The 14,841-nt window shown below is 70.0% G+C and carries 12 protein-coding genes; 8 read left to right on the forward strand and 4 right to left on the reverse strand.

What is annotated here, in order from left to right; all coding sequences use genetic code 11:
• The 7 genes from LXN57_RS09810 to arfA all read left to right on the forward strand — a co-directional run.
• On the forward strand, nucleotides 1–395 hold a 395-nt coding region (locus tag LXN57_RS09810; protein WP_507185028.1), incomplete at its 5' end, for a beta-xylosidase family glycoside hydrolase.
• A gap of 12 nt (nucleotides 396–407) precedes the next feature.
• The gene (locus LXN57_RS09815; RefSeq protein ID WP_251797716.1) at nucleotides 408–2,096 is read left to right on the forward strand and encodes a cellulose binding domain-containing protein; all 1,689 of its coding nucleotides are present in this window, start codon (nucleotides 408–410) and stop codon (nucleotides 2,094–2,096) included.
• A gap of 21 nt (nucleotides 2,097–2,117) precedes the next feature.
• Nucleotides 2,118–3,518 carry a non-reducing end alpha-L-arabinofuranosidase family hydrolase gene (locus LXN57_RS09820; RefSeq protein WP_251797717.1) on the forward strand — a complete coding sequence of 467 codons (1,401 nt, stop codon included), beginning with the start codon at nucleotides 2,118–2,120 and terminating at the stop codon, nucleotides 3,516–3,518.
• A gap of 264 nt (nucleotides 3,519–3,782) precedes the next feature.
• Nucleotides 3,783–5,135: an extracellular solute-binding protein gene (locus LXN57_RS09825; RefSeq protein WP_251797718.1), complete on the forward strand. Its 1,353-nt coding sequence runs from the start codon at nucleotides 3,783–3,785 to the stop codon at nucleotides 5,133–5,135.
• Between the two features lie 20 nt (nucleotides 5,136–5,155).
• A complete protein-coding gene (locus tag LXN57_RS09830) occupies nucleotides 5,156–6,094 on the forward strand; it encodes a carbohydrate ABC transporter permease (protein ID WP_251797719.1) in 939 nt (312 codons plus the stop codon).
• Nucleotide 6,095: 1 nt separating this feature from the next.
• The gene (locus LXN57_RS09835; RefSeq protein ID WP_251797720.1) at nucleotides 6,096–6,986 is read left to right on the forward strand and encodes a carbohydrate ABC transporter permease; all 891 of its coding nucleotides are present in this window, start codon (nucleotides 6,096–6,098) and stop codon (nucleotides 6,984–6,986) included.
• Between the two features lie 5 nt (nucleotides 6,987–6,991).
• Entirely contained in the window at nucleotides 6,992–8,500 is a 1,509-nt protein-coding gene (gene arfA / locus LXN57_RS09840) for an arabinosylfuranosidase ArfA (protein ID WP_251797721.1), read from the forward strand.
• A gap of 32 nt (nucleotides 8,501–8,532) precedes the next feature.
• On the opposite strand, the gene LXN57_RS47865 is transcribed toward arfA, so the two are convergent.
• From LXN57_RS47865 to LXN57_RS09865, 4 genes are all read right to left on the reverse strand, one after another.
• Nucleotides 8,533–9,474: a LysR family transcriptional regulator gene (locus LXN57_RS47865; RefSeq protein ID WP_285904608.1), complete on the reverse strand. Its 942-nt coding sequence runs from the start codon at nucleotides 9,472–9,474 to the stop codon at nucleotides 8,533–8,535.
• 162 nt (nucleotides 9,475–9,636) lie between these two features.
• Nucleotides 9,637–10,839: a serine/threonine-protein kinase gene (locus LXN57_RS09855; RefSeq protein ID WP_251797722.1), complete on the reverse strand. Its 1,203-nt coding sequence runs from the start codon at nucleotides 10,837–10,839 to the stop codon at nucleotides 9,637–9,639.
• Nucleotides 10,840–11,085: 246 nt separating this feature from the next.
• On the reverse strand, nucleotides 11,086–12,351 hold the full coding sequence (locus LXN57_RS09860) for a CE1 family esterase (RefSeq protein ID WP_251797723.1): 1,266 nt from the start codon (nucleotides 12,349–12,351) through the stop codon (nucleotides 11,086–11,088).
• Nucleotides 12,352–12,501: 150 nt separating this feature from the next.
• Nucleotides 12,502–12,729 (reverse strand): hypothetical protein, encoded by a 228-nt coding sequence (locus LXN57_RS09865; RefSeq protein WP_251797724.1) that lies wholly within the window; start codon nucleotides 12,727–12,729, stop codon nucleotides 12,502–12,504.
• Nucleotides 12,730–12,980: 251 nt separating this feature from the next.
• On the opposite strand from LXN57_RS09865, the gene LXN57_RS09870 reads away from it, so the two are divergent.
• Entirely contained in the window at nucleotides 12,981–14,354 is a 1,374-nt protein-coding gene (locus LXN57_RS09870; RefSeq protein WP_251797897.1) for an endo-1,4-beta-xylanase, read from the forward strand.
• The last annotated feature ends 487 nt before the right edge of the window (nucleotides 14,355–14,841 follow it).

Below are 14,841 nucleotides of genomic sequence, written 5' to 3' on the forward strand. Positions count from 1 at the left end.
GCGACCGGGCCGGCCTGGCCATGCTGCGCGATCAGTCGGCGTGGATCGGCATCCGCAAGGACAACGGCAGCACCCGGGTCTCGATGACCAACGGCCTCACCATGTCCACCAGCGGCTGGGGTACGACCGGGACAGGCGCCGAACAAGCCGGGGCACCCGTCAGCGGCGGGCGGATCTGGCTGCGGGTCAGCGCGGACATCCGGCCCGGCTCCGGCCGCACCGCGACGTTCTCGTACAGCACCAACGGCTCGACGTTCACCAGCCTGGGACCGCCGTTCACGCTCAACAACAACTGGCAGTTCTTCATGGGCTATCGCTTCGGCCTGTTCGACTACGCCACCCAGTCGCTGGGCGGTTCGGTCACGGTCAACCAGTTCGCCGTCAGCACCCCCTGATCAGGAGCGCTCATGAAACGCAGAAGAAGTGCCGCGGTGGCCTGCGTCGCCGGCGTGCTGCTGGCCTCGGCCGCGGTCGCCGTGGCTCTTCCGGCCGGAGCCGCAGCCGCGGGTTGCTCGGTCCGGTACGCCGTGTCGTCGCAGTGGCCGGGCGGCTTCGGCGCCGAGGTCGCCCTGACCAATCTCGGCGATCCTCTCACCGGGTGGACGCTGACCTGGTCGTACGGCGCCGGGCAGACCGTCACGCAGGCCTGGAACGCGACGGTGACCCAGAGCGGGCCGGCCGTCACCGCCCGGAACGTCAGCCACAACGGCACAGTGGCCACCGGTGGCACGGCGTCGTTCGGCTTCAACGGCTCGTGGACCGGCACCAATCCTGTTCCGACCGGCTTCGCCGTCAACGGGGTCGCCTGCACCGGCGGCACGACGCCGACCACACCGCCCACCACGCCGCCGCCCACGCCACCGGCAGCGACGCCGGACATCACGGTGAACACGGCCACCCGGTATCAGACGGTGGACGGATTCGGGGCGGCGACGCCGATCTGGGGTGGCGCCTGGTCCACGGCCGAGACGCAGACGCTGGTCGGGACGGGCGCCGGACAGCTCGGTCTGTCCATCGTGCGCACCGGGATCTCGCCGGTCTCGAGCGAGTGGCCGGCTCAGGTGAACGCGTTGAAGACCGCCAAGTCGTACGGCTCGGGGGTCAAGATCCTGGGGTCGCCGTGGACGGCGCCCGCGGCTTGGAAGACGAACAACAGCCGGGTCAACGGCGGCAAGCTCAAGACCGACTACTACGACGACTACGCCGGCCACCTCAACGGCTACGTCCAGTACATGCGCGGCCAGGGCGTGCCGATCGACGTCACCTCGGTGCAGAACGAGCCGGACTGGCACCCCGACTACGACTCGATGGACTGGAGCGGCACCGAGCTGCGCGACTTCCTCCGTACGCAGGGCGCCAAGGTGCAGAACACCAAGCTGATGGTGGCCGAGGCGGTGAATCTGAACTACGGCTACACCGACCCGACGCTCAACGACGCGAGCGCCCGCAACGCCATCGGCTACATCGGCGGGCACCTGTACGGCACGGAGGACTCGGGCCGGCTCAAGCCGTACACCCTGGCCGAGCAGAACAACAAGCCGGTGTGGATGACCGAGTGGAACTTCCACGAGGCCGACGGCAACGGCTCGAACATCTGGGGCAACCCCGGCAACCAAGCCGTCTGGAACGAGACGCTCGACGACGTCATGCGCACGGTGCACAAGTCGATGGAGTCGAACTGGAACGCCTACATCTGGTGGTACGGCAAGCGGTACTACTCGTTCATCGGTGACGGCGAGGCGGCGTACGGCACCACCGCCGGGGCTCCGCTCAAGCGTGGGTACGCCTTCTCCCAGTACGCCAAGTACGTCCGTCCCGGCTATCAACGGGTCGCCCTGACGAAGAGCTCCAAGGCGAATCCGCTCGAGGTCACCGCCTATCAGGGCGGCGGGAAGATCACGCTGGTCGTCCTCAACCGGTCGGCCGCCGCCATCAGCAGCGCCGTGCTCCAGGCACCACAGAACATCACCAAGGCCGAGCACTTCCTGACCTCGCAGAGCGCCAACGCGGCCGGTCAGCCGGTCGGCGTGAACGGCGGGCAGGTCACCGTGAGTCTCCCCGCCCGCAGCATCTCCACCGTCGTTCTCACCCTCTGACGTCCCCCACCAGGAGGAAACATGAAACAGCACAAGAAACGCGCCGGCCTGGCCGCGGCCGGGATCGCGGCCCTGGCCTCAGCCGGAACACTCGTGGCGCTGCCCGCGAACGCCGCGGTCGCCGGTTGTTCGGTGGACTACACCGTGTCGTCGCAGTGGCAGGGCGGCTTCGGCGCCGCCGTGTCCGTCACGAACCTGGGTGACGCGCTGAACGGGTGGACGCTGACGTGGTCGTTCGGCGCCGGGCAGACCGTGACCCAGGCCTGGAACACGTCGCTGACGCAGAGCGGATCGGCGGCGACCGCCAGGAACGTGAGCTACAACGGGGCGGTTGCGGCCAACGGCACGGTCTCGTTCGGTTTCAACGGTTCTTGGACCGGCAGCAACCCCGTGCCGACCAGCTTCGCGCTCAACGGCGTGGCGTGCACGGGCAGCACGACTCCGACCACGCCGCCGACCACCCCACCGACCACGCCGCCGACGACTCCGCCCACCACCACGCCGCCGCCGGCCACCTGCTCGCTGCCGTCGTCGTACCGCTGGAGCTCGACCGGGCAGCTGGCTACACCGAGATCCGGCTGGGTGTCCCTGAAGGACTTCACGACGGTTCCGTACAACGGCCGTCAGCTCGTCTACGCGACCACCCATGACACGGGCACCCGCTGGGGGTCGATGAACTTCGGGTTGTTCACCAACTGGTCGGAGATGGGCTCGGCCAGCCAGAACGCGATGAACTCGGCCACCGTCGCACCGTCGCTGTTCTACTTCGCCCCCAAGAACATCTGGGTCCTCGCCTACCAGTGGGGCGGCACCGCGTTCTCATACCGCACCTCCAGCGACCCGACCAACCCCAACGGCTGGTCCGCCGCCCAAACCCTGTTCACCGGCAGCATCACCGGATCCGGCACCGGACCCATCGACCAAGCCCTCATCGGCGACAGCACCAACATGTACCTGTTCTTCGCCGGCGACAACGGCAAGATCTACCGAGCCAGCATGCCGATCGGCAACTTCCCCGGCAACTTCGGCTCCTCCTACACCACCATCATGAGCGACACCACCAACAACCTGTTCGAGGCGCCCCAGATCTACAAGGTCCAGGGCCAGAACCAGTACCTCATGATCGTCGAAGCCATCGGCGCCAACGGCCGCTACTTCCGGTCCTTCACCGCCACCAGCCTGGGCGGCTCCTGGACACCCCAGGCCGCCACCGAAAGCAACCCCTTCGCCGGCAAGGCCAACAGCGGCGCCACCTGGACCAATGACATCAGCCACGGCGAACTCATCCGGGTCAGCGCCGACCAGACCATGACCATCGACCCGTGCAACCTGCAACTGCTGTACCAGGGGCGCTCGCCCAGCTCGGGCGGCGACTACGGCCTGCTGCCCTACCGGCCGGGCCTGCTCACCCGGCAACGCTGATCCACGACGACACTGACCCACCGACGACACTGACCCACCGACGCCGCTGTCCGCCGCTCGCACGGCGGGCAGCGGCGTGTGTCATCGGAGCCCTCTCCCCACGACCGGCCACTTTTCGCATTCCGGGTCCCGTTCTTCTGACCTTGCGAAAGTCCAGCCGTTGCCCGGTCGCCCAGGACGGCGGGAGGCTCGAAGACGTCACGTGACAGCATCCCCCGCCGGCGCGTCCCGCGCACTCGCGGGCTGTGCACGGCCGGGAGGGACATGACCATGCATGTGCCGGGCACGCCGCACGCGGGGCTGAGCCGCCGCCGTCTGCTGGGCGGGCTGGCGGCCGCGGCCGGCGCGGGCGTCCTGTCCGGATGCTCCTCCGATGTGCTCAGCGGGCTGACCGCCTCGCGGGAGGAGGCCGGAACGCTGGCCTACTGGAACCTGTTCGGCGGCGGCGACGGCGTCCGGATGCAGCAGATGCTCGACACCTATCAGCGCAACCACGCCCAGGTCGCGCTGAGCGCGACCACTCTCGCCTGGGGCAACCCCTACTACACCAAGCTGTCGCTGGCGACGATCGGCGACAAGCCGCCGGACGTCGCGATCTCCCATCTGACGCGGATGAAGAACATGGTCGAGGCCGGCCTGCTGCAGGAGCTCGACCCGGCCGCCCTGGCCCGGCACGGCCTGGCCGCCGACCGGTTCACCCCGCGGACGTGGGAGGCCGGTCTCGTCGACGGCCGGGCCTACAGCATTCCGCTGGACACCCACCCGTTCGTCATGTTCTACAACACCGACGTCTGCGAGAAGGCCGGTCTGCTCGGCGCGGACGGCACCCTGACCCCGCTGGACAGCCCCGCCTCCTTCACCGACGCGATGCGCCGGGCCAAGCAGGTCACCGGGGCGTACGGCGGGGTGGTGGCCTCGATCAGCGAGACCTCCACGCCGTGGCGGATCTTCCAGTCGCTCTACTCCCAGCTCGGCGGTCAGGTGATCAGCGACCAGGGCCGGGAGGTCGTCATCGACGACGCCAAGGCGACCGAGGTGCTGACGTTCCTGCGCTCGCTCACCAACGACGGCCTGTTCCCGGCGGTGGCCGACTACCAGGGCTCGATCGCGATGTTCGCCGAGGGACAGGCCGGGTTCTACTTCCAGGGCGAGTGGGAGATCTCCACATTCCAGACGGCGAAGACGCCCTTCTCCATGACCCTCTTCCCGCATCTCTACCGCGAGGGCCCGTACGCCGTGCAGGCCGACTCGCACACCTTCGTGCTGCCCCGGCATCCCGACACCAGCCCGGAACGTCTCGACCGGGCGCTCGAGTTCGTCGCCTCGATGCTCGGTCAGAGCCGGACCTGGGCCGAGGGCGGCCATGTCCCGAGCTACCGGCCGTTCCTCGAGAGCGCGGAGTTCCGCGATCTCAAGCCGCAGTCCAACTACGCCGCCGCCGCCGAGGCGGCCGCCTACGACGCCGAGGCATGGTATTCCGGTTCGGGCTCGAACTTCGAGATCGTGACTGGATCGGCCATCGGCGCGGTCATCGCCGGCCAGTCCACACCGGCCGCGGCGGTGGCCCGGATGCGGTCGGCGCTGCGCGATCTGGCCCGCACGCCGTCGCCGATCTGATCCTCTCGAGGAGGTCGCTGGTGTCCACCGAAACCGTCACCCCCGCTGCCCGGCCGGTGCAGCCGCCGGAATCCTCCGCTGCGCGACCGCCGGGGCAGGGCCGAGCAGCGACCGGCTTCCTTCTCCCGTTCGCGCTGCTCTACCTGGCGTTCATTCTCGGCCCGGCGGTGTACGGGCTGGTCATGAGCTTCTTCGACGCCAGCCTGGTGCGGCCCGGTCTGGGCGGGTTCGCCGGGTTCGGCAACTACACCGAGGCGTTGCAGAGCGCCGACTTCTGGTCGTCGCTGTGGCACACCCTGTGGTTCACCATCCTGACCACCCCGCCCCTCATCGTGCTCGCGTTCGTCTTCGCGCTGCTGGCCGACCGGGTGAGCCGCGGCCGGTGGTTCTTCCGGCTGGCCTTCTTCGCGCCCTTCATCCTGCCGTCGGCCGTCGTCGCGCTCATCTGGATCTTCATGTACACCCCCGAACTGGGTCTGCTCGAGGTCGGGCTGGCCAAGATCGGCGTCACCGCCCCGGCCTGGCTCGGCGACCCCACCTGGGCCATGCCGTCGCTGGCCGTCACCACCATCTGGTGGACGCTCGGCTTCAACTTCATCCTGTACCTGGCCGGGCTGCAGGAGATTCCCCGCGACCTGTACGAGGCGTCGGCGATCGACGGCGCCGGCCCGTGGCAGCAGATCCGCCGCATCACCGTCCCCATGCTCGGGCGCACGACGACGCTGGTGGCCGTCCTGCAGGTGATCGCGTCGCTGAAGGTCTTCGACCAGATGTATCTGATGACCGCCGGCGGCCCGGACTTCGCCACCCGTTCGGTCCTGCAGTACGTCTACGACCAGGGCTTCACCAACTTCCGGCTCGGCTACGCCGCGGCCGTCTCGATGCTGTTCTTCCTCGTCGTGCTGGCCGTCTCGGCCGTGTGGTTCACGATCGTCCGGCGCCAGGAGAAGGAGGTTTGACGTGGCCCATTCGACCCTCGCCGCACCGGACGCGGACACCGCGCAGAGCCGCGGCGTCACCCAGGCCACGATCGATCAGCGGCACCGGTTGTTCAATCGGATCTGCCTCGGTGTGCTGATCGCCTTCGCGCTGCTGTGGCTGGTGCCGCTGGCCTGGGCGGTGGACACGGCGCTCAAGCCCAACGCCGAGACGACCCGGACGACGTGGCTGATCGACGATCCGACCTTCGCCGCGTTCGGGCGGGTGCTGTCGGACACGCCGATCCTCAACTGGTTCGGCGCCAGCCTGATCACCTCGACGCTGACCGCCGTGGGCACGGTCGTGACAGCCAGCCTCGCCGGCTTCGCCCTGTCCCGGATGAGGTTCCGCCACCGCAACCTCGTCTTCTGGGCCATCCTGGCCGGCATCATGATTCCCAGCCAGGTGCTGATCGTGCCCCAGTTCCGCGAGATGGACGCGTTGGGTCTGCTCAACACGTACTGGGCGGTGAGCCTGCCGCAGATTCCGACCGCCGTCGCCATCTTCATCTTCAAACAGTTCTTCGACGGGCTGCCCCGTGACCTCGAGGAGGCGGCCCGCATCGACGGGGCCGGCTGGTTCCGCATCTACCGCCGGGTGGTGATGCCGCTGGCCCGCCCGGCGGTGGCCGCGGTCGCCATCTTCACGTTCGTCACCTCGTGGAACGACCTGCTGTGGCCGTTGCTGGTGCTGACCAACCCGGACCTGATGACCGTGCCGGTCGGGCTGGCCACCGTGCAGGGCGCCTTCGGCATCCGGTACGCCGACACCATGGCCTCGACCGTGCTGGGCGCCATCCCGCTGGTCGCCGTCTTCCTGTTGTTCCAGCGTCAGATCGTCCAAGGCATCGCCGGCACCGGACTGAAGGGCTGAGCCACGTGCTTTCCGCCTCCCTCATCGTCGACCCCGCCTTCCGCGTCGGCGCCGTGGACCCCCGGATCTACGGCTCGTTCGTGGAGCATCTGGGCCGCTGCGTCTACACCGGCATCTACGAGCCCGGGCACCCGACGGCCGACGCCGACGGCTTCCGGCAGGACGTGCTGGAGCTGGTCCGCGGGCTCGACGTGCCGATCGTGCGCTATCCGGGCGGCAACTTCGTGTCGGCCTACAACTGGGAGGACGGCGTCGGCCCGGCCGCCGACCGGCCGACGCGCATCGACCTGGCGTGGCGTTCCATCGAGACCAACCAGGTCGGCGTGGACGAGTTCCAGCGCTGGGCCGGGCGGGCCGGGGCCGAGACCATGATGGCGGTCAACCTGGGCACCCGCGGCATCGACGAGGCCCGCGCCTTCGTCGAATACTGCAACCACCCGTCGGGCACCGCCTGGTCGGACCGGCGGCGGGCGAACGGCGCGAGCGACCCGTACGGGATCAAGGTCTGGTGCCTGGGCAACGAGATGGACGGGCCCTGGCAGATCGGGCACAAGACGGCGTTCGACTACGGCCGGCTCGCGGCCGAGGCCGGCAAGGCGATGCGGCTGGTCGACCCGGACATCGAGCTGGTCGTCTCGGGCAGTTCGCACAGCCGGATGCCGACCTTCGGCACGTGGGAGCGGGTCACGCTGACCGAGGCGTACGACGTGGTCGACCACATCTCCATGCACGGCTACTACCAGCAGCACGGCGATGACCGGGACAGCTTCCTGGCCTCGGCCGTGGACACCGACCGGTTCATCGACGCGGTCGTGGCAACTGCCGACCACGTACGGGCCGTCGGCCGCCACTCCAAGCGGCTGACCATCGCGTTCGACGAGTGGAACGTCTGGTATCAGAGCCGCTTCGCGGGCCAGGAGAACCTGCCCATCGCCGAGGCGCCGGCGCTGATCGAGGACGTCTACTCGGTCACCGACGCCGTGGTCGTCGGCAACCTGCTGATCAGCCTGCTGCGGCACGCCGACCGGGTCAAGATCGGGTGCCAGGCCCAGCTGGTCAACGTGATCGCGCCGATCATGACAGCCAAGGGCGGGCCGGCGTGGCGGCAGAGCATCTATCACCCGTACGCCCTGACGTCACGCCACGGCCGGGGCACCGTGCTGCGGCCGGAGGCGAAGTCACCGTCGCACGAGACGGCCGCCCACGGCGAAGTGCCGCTGCTGGACGCGGTGGCCGTGCTCCAGGACGACGACCGGTCAGTGGCGCTGTTCGCCGTCAACCGCGACCAGCACGAGCCGATGACCCTCGACGTGGACGTACGCTCGCTGCCTCACCTGGTCACCGGCGAGCACCTCGCCATCGCCGACGACGACCCGGACGCGGTCAACGACCGTGACCACCCCGACCGCGTCGCCCCGCGCCGGCTGGCCGCTCCGAAGGTCGACGGCGGTCGCCTCCAGCTGGTTCTGCCGCCCCTGTCCTGGAACCTGATCCGGTTGACCACACGCGACTGAGGCGTGCCCCGAGGACGGGGCATCGGCCGCCGTCAGCCGGCCAGCTCGATGTCGCTCGACGCCCAGCCCTGCCGGCGGCTCAGCCGGCGGGCGGTGGCGACGACGGCGCCGACGTGCGGCGGCGCGTCGTGAGCCCGCCACAGCAACGACCACGGATAGCGCGGGGTGGGCTGCACGAGCGGACGCCATCGAACGCCGGCCAGCGGGCCGGCCGACTGCGGCGCGACCATGACGCAGAGGCCGTCGGCGACCAGGTCGGCGCCGGCGCGCAACCCCTGCACGCTGCCCCGGAAGGTCTCGGGGAAGAAGCCCGTCGAGCGGCACAGCTCGGTGAGGAACCGCCGGAACTCCGGCGCCTGCGACTCGTCGGGCAGGAGAAGGCGTTCAGCGGCCAGCCGCGCCACCGGCACCGCCGTGAGACGGGCGAGGTGGTGCCCCTCGGGCACGAGCACCCCGAGGGCATCGAGCCGGAACACCTCGGTGGCGATCTCCGCCGGCACGTCCGAGGCCCGGCCGACCCCGATGTCGAGGCGCCCCTCGATCAGGTCGCGGCGCTGGTCGGGCAGCCCGGCGTGGACGATGTGCACCTCGACGGCGGGGTGGCGGGTCATCAGCTCGTGCAGCACGGGACGGACCGCGGCGTACCCCTCGTCGAGCACGCCGATACGCAGGACGTGCCCTGTCCCGGCAACGTCCTGGACGGCGCCGGCGGCCCGTTCGACCTGGGCGAGGATCTGACGAGCGTCGGCCAGGAACCGCTCGCCCGCCGCGGTGAGCTCCACACGGCGGGTGTTGCGCGAGACGAGCGGCACGCCCAGCGCCCGCTCGAGGCGTTGCACCTGCTGGCTGAGGGCCGACTGCACGATGTGTTCCCGGGCTGCGGCCCGGCCGAAGTGCAGTTCCTCGGCCAGCGTGACGAAATAACGCAACTGCCGCAGCTCGACCCGGGAGAGGCTGTTCAGGTCCGGGGACACGGCGCCACCACATCCCCACCCATCATGTGAGCGCTAACGTGACGTTTCGTGGATGTTACCGCCCCTCAGAGTGAAGTCAAGGCGTCCTCCGCGCACCACGTTCGACGTCACGGCGTACGCCCGCAGGGTGGCGGTGAAAGCAAGCCGCCGCCGAGCCATGGCCTACTTCCGGCCGGCCTTCTTCGGGGGCTTGGGTTTGGCCCCCTTCTTCGGCCCGGGCGCGTGTTTCGCCTTCGGCGCCTTCTTCGCGTGCGGCTGGTCATCGACCGGGGGGCCGGTCCGCTCCCGCTTCGCGGCTACCGCTTGAACGGTGCGCTCCGGCGTGGACGTCGACGGCCGGGCCTTCGGCGCAGTGGCGGACGGGGCGGCGGCGGACGGCGCGGTGACCGCCTCGGCCTGGGTCGGCTTCGCCGGGCCGTCGTCGGCCCACCAGGCGCCGCCGGCAAGCATCAACCCGGCGGCCACACCGGCGCCGATCAGCACGGCCCGGCTCGGGCGGCGTTCCCTCGCCGCGGGCAGGGGCACCGTGGGCGCGGCCACGCTGCGCATCAAAGCCGTGGAGGGCAGGCCGGCGAGTTCGCCGAGCATCTCGGCCACCTCGATCGCGCTGGGCCGGTCGGCGGGCTTCTTGGCCAGGCAGCGCGACACGAGCCGCGCGGCCGCGGGTGGCAGTCCGGGGATCGGGGGAAGCGGCGCCGGTTTCGCGTAGACGTGCGCCCGCACCATCTGGGTGACGGTCGACGCCTGCCACGGCATCCGGCCGCCCAGCGCGAGGTAGAGCACCAGGCCCAGGGCGTACACGTCGGTCGCGGGACGGACCGGGCCGCCCTCGATACGTTCCGGGGCGAGGTAGGCGGGGGTGCCCAGCAGCTCACCGTCGCCCCCGTCGAACGCGCCGACCGCGGCCGAGATGCCGAAGTCGACCAGCTTCACTCCCCCGCTGGTCACCATGACGTTCGCCGGCTTGACGTCACGGTGCACGATGCCGTCGGCGTGGGCGGCCGCGAGCGCCGCCGCGACCTGCGCGCCGACCAGCGTCACCACCTTCCACGGAAGCCGGCCGCCGGTCAGCATGCCGGCCAGGGTCCGGCCGTCCACCAGCTCCATCACGACGTACGACAACGAGCGGCCGCCGTCGTCGAACTCGCCGTAGTCGTAGACGCCGACGACGTTCGGGTGCCGCAGCCGCGCGACCGCCCGGGCCTCGTCGCGGATCTGGCGCTGCCGGTCGGGGTCGCCGGCCAGCTGGCCGGAGAGCACCTTCACCGCCACCTCGCGGCCCAGCACGTCGTCGTCGGCCCGCCACACGATCGACATCCCACCCTGACCGAGCACCTCACGCAGCCGGTAGCGCCCGGCGATCAATTGCCCACCATCCACGGGCGGGTTGTTTCCGCCGGGGGCCGGGGCAAACCTCGGCTGCGCGGAAACCGTCGACGGGGTCCGCGCCCGTGCCCGCTCCGAGATGCGCGCGGAACCATCGACCGAGTCGGCACCCGCACCCCTCCGAGATGCGCGCGGAACCATCGACGAAGGCCCGAGCCCGTGACCAGACCGGGATACGTGGGGCAAACCGACGGAGCGGGAACAGCGGCGTTTCAGTGCGTGCGGTCAGGCCGGGGTGCAGGTGGCCGCGGGCACGCTGTTGGCGCCGGTCGACGTCCCGAGGAATCCGAAGGTGGTCGACGCCCCCGCAGCCAGGCTGCCGTTCCAGCTCTCGTTGGCGACGGTCTGCGCGTTGCCGTTCGGGGTGTTGCGGCCGCCCCACAGCTGGGTGATCCGCTGGCCGTCGGCGAACGTCCAGCCGACCCGCCACCCGGACACCGCCGCGGCGCCGGCTGTCACCGTGACCTCGGCCTGGAAGCCACCAGGCCACTGGCCCGTGACCCGGTAGGTGGCGGTGCACCCGCCCGGTTCGACCGGCGGCGGCGTCGTGGTCGGCGGCGGCGTCGTGGTCGGCGGTGTGGTCGGCGGCGTCGTCGGCGGCGTGGTCGGCGGTGTGGTCGGCGTCGTGCTGGTCAGCTGCGAGAAGAACCTCCAGACCTCCCCGCCGACCCAGGTGCGGGCGCCACTGGGCGAGGAGCCGTCCACCGGCTCGGGGGTGTGGTCGCCGTCGAACGCCGCCCAGACCACCGGGTATCCGGCGCGGCAACCCGCGTACGCGGTGACGATGTGCGTCAGGCTGCCCCGGGCCGGCTCCGGCGGATTCTGCGCCGTGCACCCGTTGTTGCGGACGAAGGTGTCCCGGATCGACCGGCCGAGCGAGATGTTGAGCACGCTGTCGTACGTGCCGTGGATGCCGAGATAGGCGACCGGCTGGGTGCCCGGGCTGCAGCCGCTGAGGTTGGCGCCGGAGAGCACCGCGACCGCGCGGAAGACCGCCGGCCGGGCGCAGGCGACGGCGTAGCTCATCGCACCGCCGTAACTCCAGCCGAGAGCGAACCGCTGCGTGGTGTCGACGCACAGGTCCCCGTCGATCAGCGCGGTCAGGTTGTCGACCAGGGTCAGGTCACGGTTGCCGGTGTTGGCCCAGCCGTTGTCGATGCCCTGCGGCGCGACCAGGATCGCCGAATTGTTCGACTGCCCCTGGAGTCCGTAGTAGCCGGCGCCGGCCACGTTACCCGCCGTTCCGTTCAGCCAGTGGAAGGCGAAGATCAGCTTGTACGGCTTGTTGCGGTCGTAGTTGTCGGGGACACGCAGGATGTAGGTGCGGTTCTGACCGCCGCTGGAGATGGTCCGGGTGCCGCTGGTCAGCGTCGGCGCCTTGCCGCACCCGGCGGTGAGTGCCGCATCGGCCGGCGCCGCGGTCACCACGGCGACGGCCGCGGCCGTGGCCAGCAGGACAGCGGCGGCACCGGCCAGCCTTCGGATCGACATCGTTGTTCCTCGATTCCGGTGACAGTTCGCGGAAAGTGCCAAGGACGTTACGGGAGCGCTCCCAGAGTTTCAAGAATGTAAATGTCGTTAACGGCGCGCACCCGTCGCAGCCTGCATTTCCCGCCGGCCCCCAATGCGCATAACAGGTTTTCAGTACGAAGTTTTGGCACCATCCGCGCGCGCCAAAAGTTCCGGCCACCAGCTACGGTCGCCGTCGAGCCGGTTCGTCGCCGGCAGGCGCCCCGTCGACTGCGACGCCTTCCCGATCACGCTGAACCGGCTGTTCAGCGTTCGTACCGGCGACCACAGGACCGCATCCCAGTCGTCAGCAACTTCCGGAAACTTTCCGGAAGCTGTTGTTTCGGTGGTGTTACCCATGTCAACATGACCCGAAATCGAAGCCCGTCGTTCTCAGGTCCCGGCCGGGCGATCCACCATTCCCTGCGCCTTTACGGGAATCGCCCCGGCCGCGCGGGATGCTCCATGCCCGGAACGCGGACGAAAGAAGGGATACCCCTGTGGCAGTTCTTTCTCCTCCCGGCGCCGCCGGCTCCGCGCGACGTCGATCGCTGCGGCTGCGGCTGCTGATCAGCGGCGCTGTCGCGGCCGTCACGGCCGCCGGCGTGGTCATGGTGATGCCGAACGCGAGCGCCGCCGAGAGCACGCTCGGCGCCGCGGCCGCCCAGTCGGGCCGGTACTTCGGCACGGCCATCGCGGCGAGCCGGCTCAGCAACTCGACGTACACCACCATCGCCGCGCGTGAGTTCAACATGATCACGGCCGAGAACGAGATGAAGCCGGACGCCCTGCAACCCAACCGGGGCCAGTTCAACTTCAGCTCCGGCGACCAGATCTACAACTGGGCGACCCAGCGCGGCCTCCAGGTGCGCGGCCACACGCTGGCCTGGCACGCCCAGCAGCCCGGCTGGATGCAGAGCCTCAACGGCAGCGCCCTGCGCCAGGCGATGATCGAGCACATCAACGGCGTGCTGGCCCACTACAAGGGCAAGATCGGCGCCTGGGACGTGGTCAACGAGGCGTTCAACGAGGACGGCAGCCGGCGGTCGTCCAACCTGCAGGGCACCGGCAACGACTGGATCGAGGTCGCGTTCCGCACGGCACGCGCCGCCGACCCGGCGGTCAAGCTCTGCTACAACGACTACAACATCGAGAACTGGTCCTACGGCAAGACGCAGGGCGTCTACAACATGATCCGGGACTTCAAGTCCCGGGGCGTGCCGATCGACTGCGTGGGGCTGCAGACCCACTTCACCGGCGGCAGCTCGCTACCCGGCAACTTCCAGACCACCCTGTCGAGCTTCGCGGCCCTCGGGGTCGATGTGGCGCTGACCGAGGTCGACGTCACCAACTCGTCGACCACCCAGTACGCCGGGCTCACCCAGGCCTGTCTCAACGTCCCCCGCTGCATCGGCATCACGGTGTGGGGCGTCCGCGACAGCGACTCGTGGCGGGCCAGTGAGAACCCGCTGCTCTTCGACGGCAACGGCAACAAGAAGGCCGCGTACACCTCGGTGCTCAACGCCCTCAACTCGGCCGGCCCGGGCAACCCCACCACGCCCCCGCCGACCACCACTCCCCCGCCGACGACCACGCCGCCGCCCACCGGGGACGGAACGCGGATCCTGGGCGCCCAGTCGGGTCGCTGCATCGATGTGCCGGGCGCGACGCAGACCAACGGCACGCGGGTTCAGCTCTACGACTGCAACGGCCAGGCCCAGCAGAAGTGGACGCTCAACTCGAGCAAGCAGCTGACCGTGTACGGCTCGCGGTGCCTGGACGCCGCCGGCTCCGGCAACGGCGCCGCCGTGCAGATCTACAGCTGCCACGGTCAGACCAACCAGCAGTGGAACGTCAACTCCAACGGAACCATCACCGGCGTCCAGTCCGGACGGTGCCTGGACGTGTGGGGCACCGGCAACGGCCAGCAGGTGCAGATCTACGACTGCAACGGCCAGGCCAACCAGCGGTTCAGCCTGAGCTGAGCCGATTCGCGGTGGGGGCGGGGGGGGGGCGCCCCCCCCCCCCCCCCCCCCCCCCCCCCCCCGCGGGGGGGCGCGGGGGGGGGCGGGGGGGGGGGGGGGGGCGGGGGGGCCCCCCCCCCCCCCCCCCCCCCCCCCCCCCGCGCCCGTTGGCGACCCGGGCCGACTTATCGCTCCGTTCGCCGGAAGTTTCGGGCTATGGTCTGACCGAAGCGCTGATCCACCCACGACTCTTGAGAATTTCAGGGCCCCTTGAGTGCCGTGAGCTGGGGGCAAAGCCAAGGGCGAGGCACGGAGCAGCACCGGAATTTCCGCAATGTTTCCGTAAGTTGTTGACAAGCCCCCACGCTGCGGGACACGATTCCGCAATGACGACCCTCAATGGACGTCATCCCCGCCACGACGGTCCACCGGTCCACGGTGGCGCTCAGCGTCGTCACCGGCTTCCCGACGTGGTATGTGCCCACGGGGCTGCTCCCCGTCAGCCCCT

This window comes from Paractinoplanes hotanensis (genome assembly GCF_023717965.1).
GTDB lineage: Bacteria > Actinomycetota > Actinomycetes > Mycobacteriales > Micromonosporaceae > Actinoplanes > Actinoplanes polyasparticus.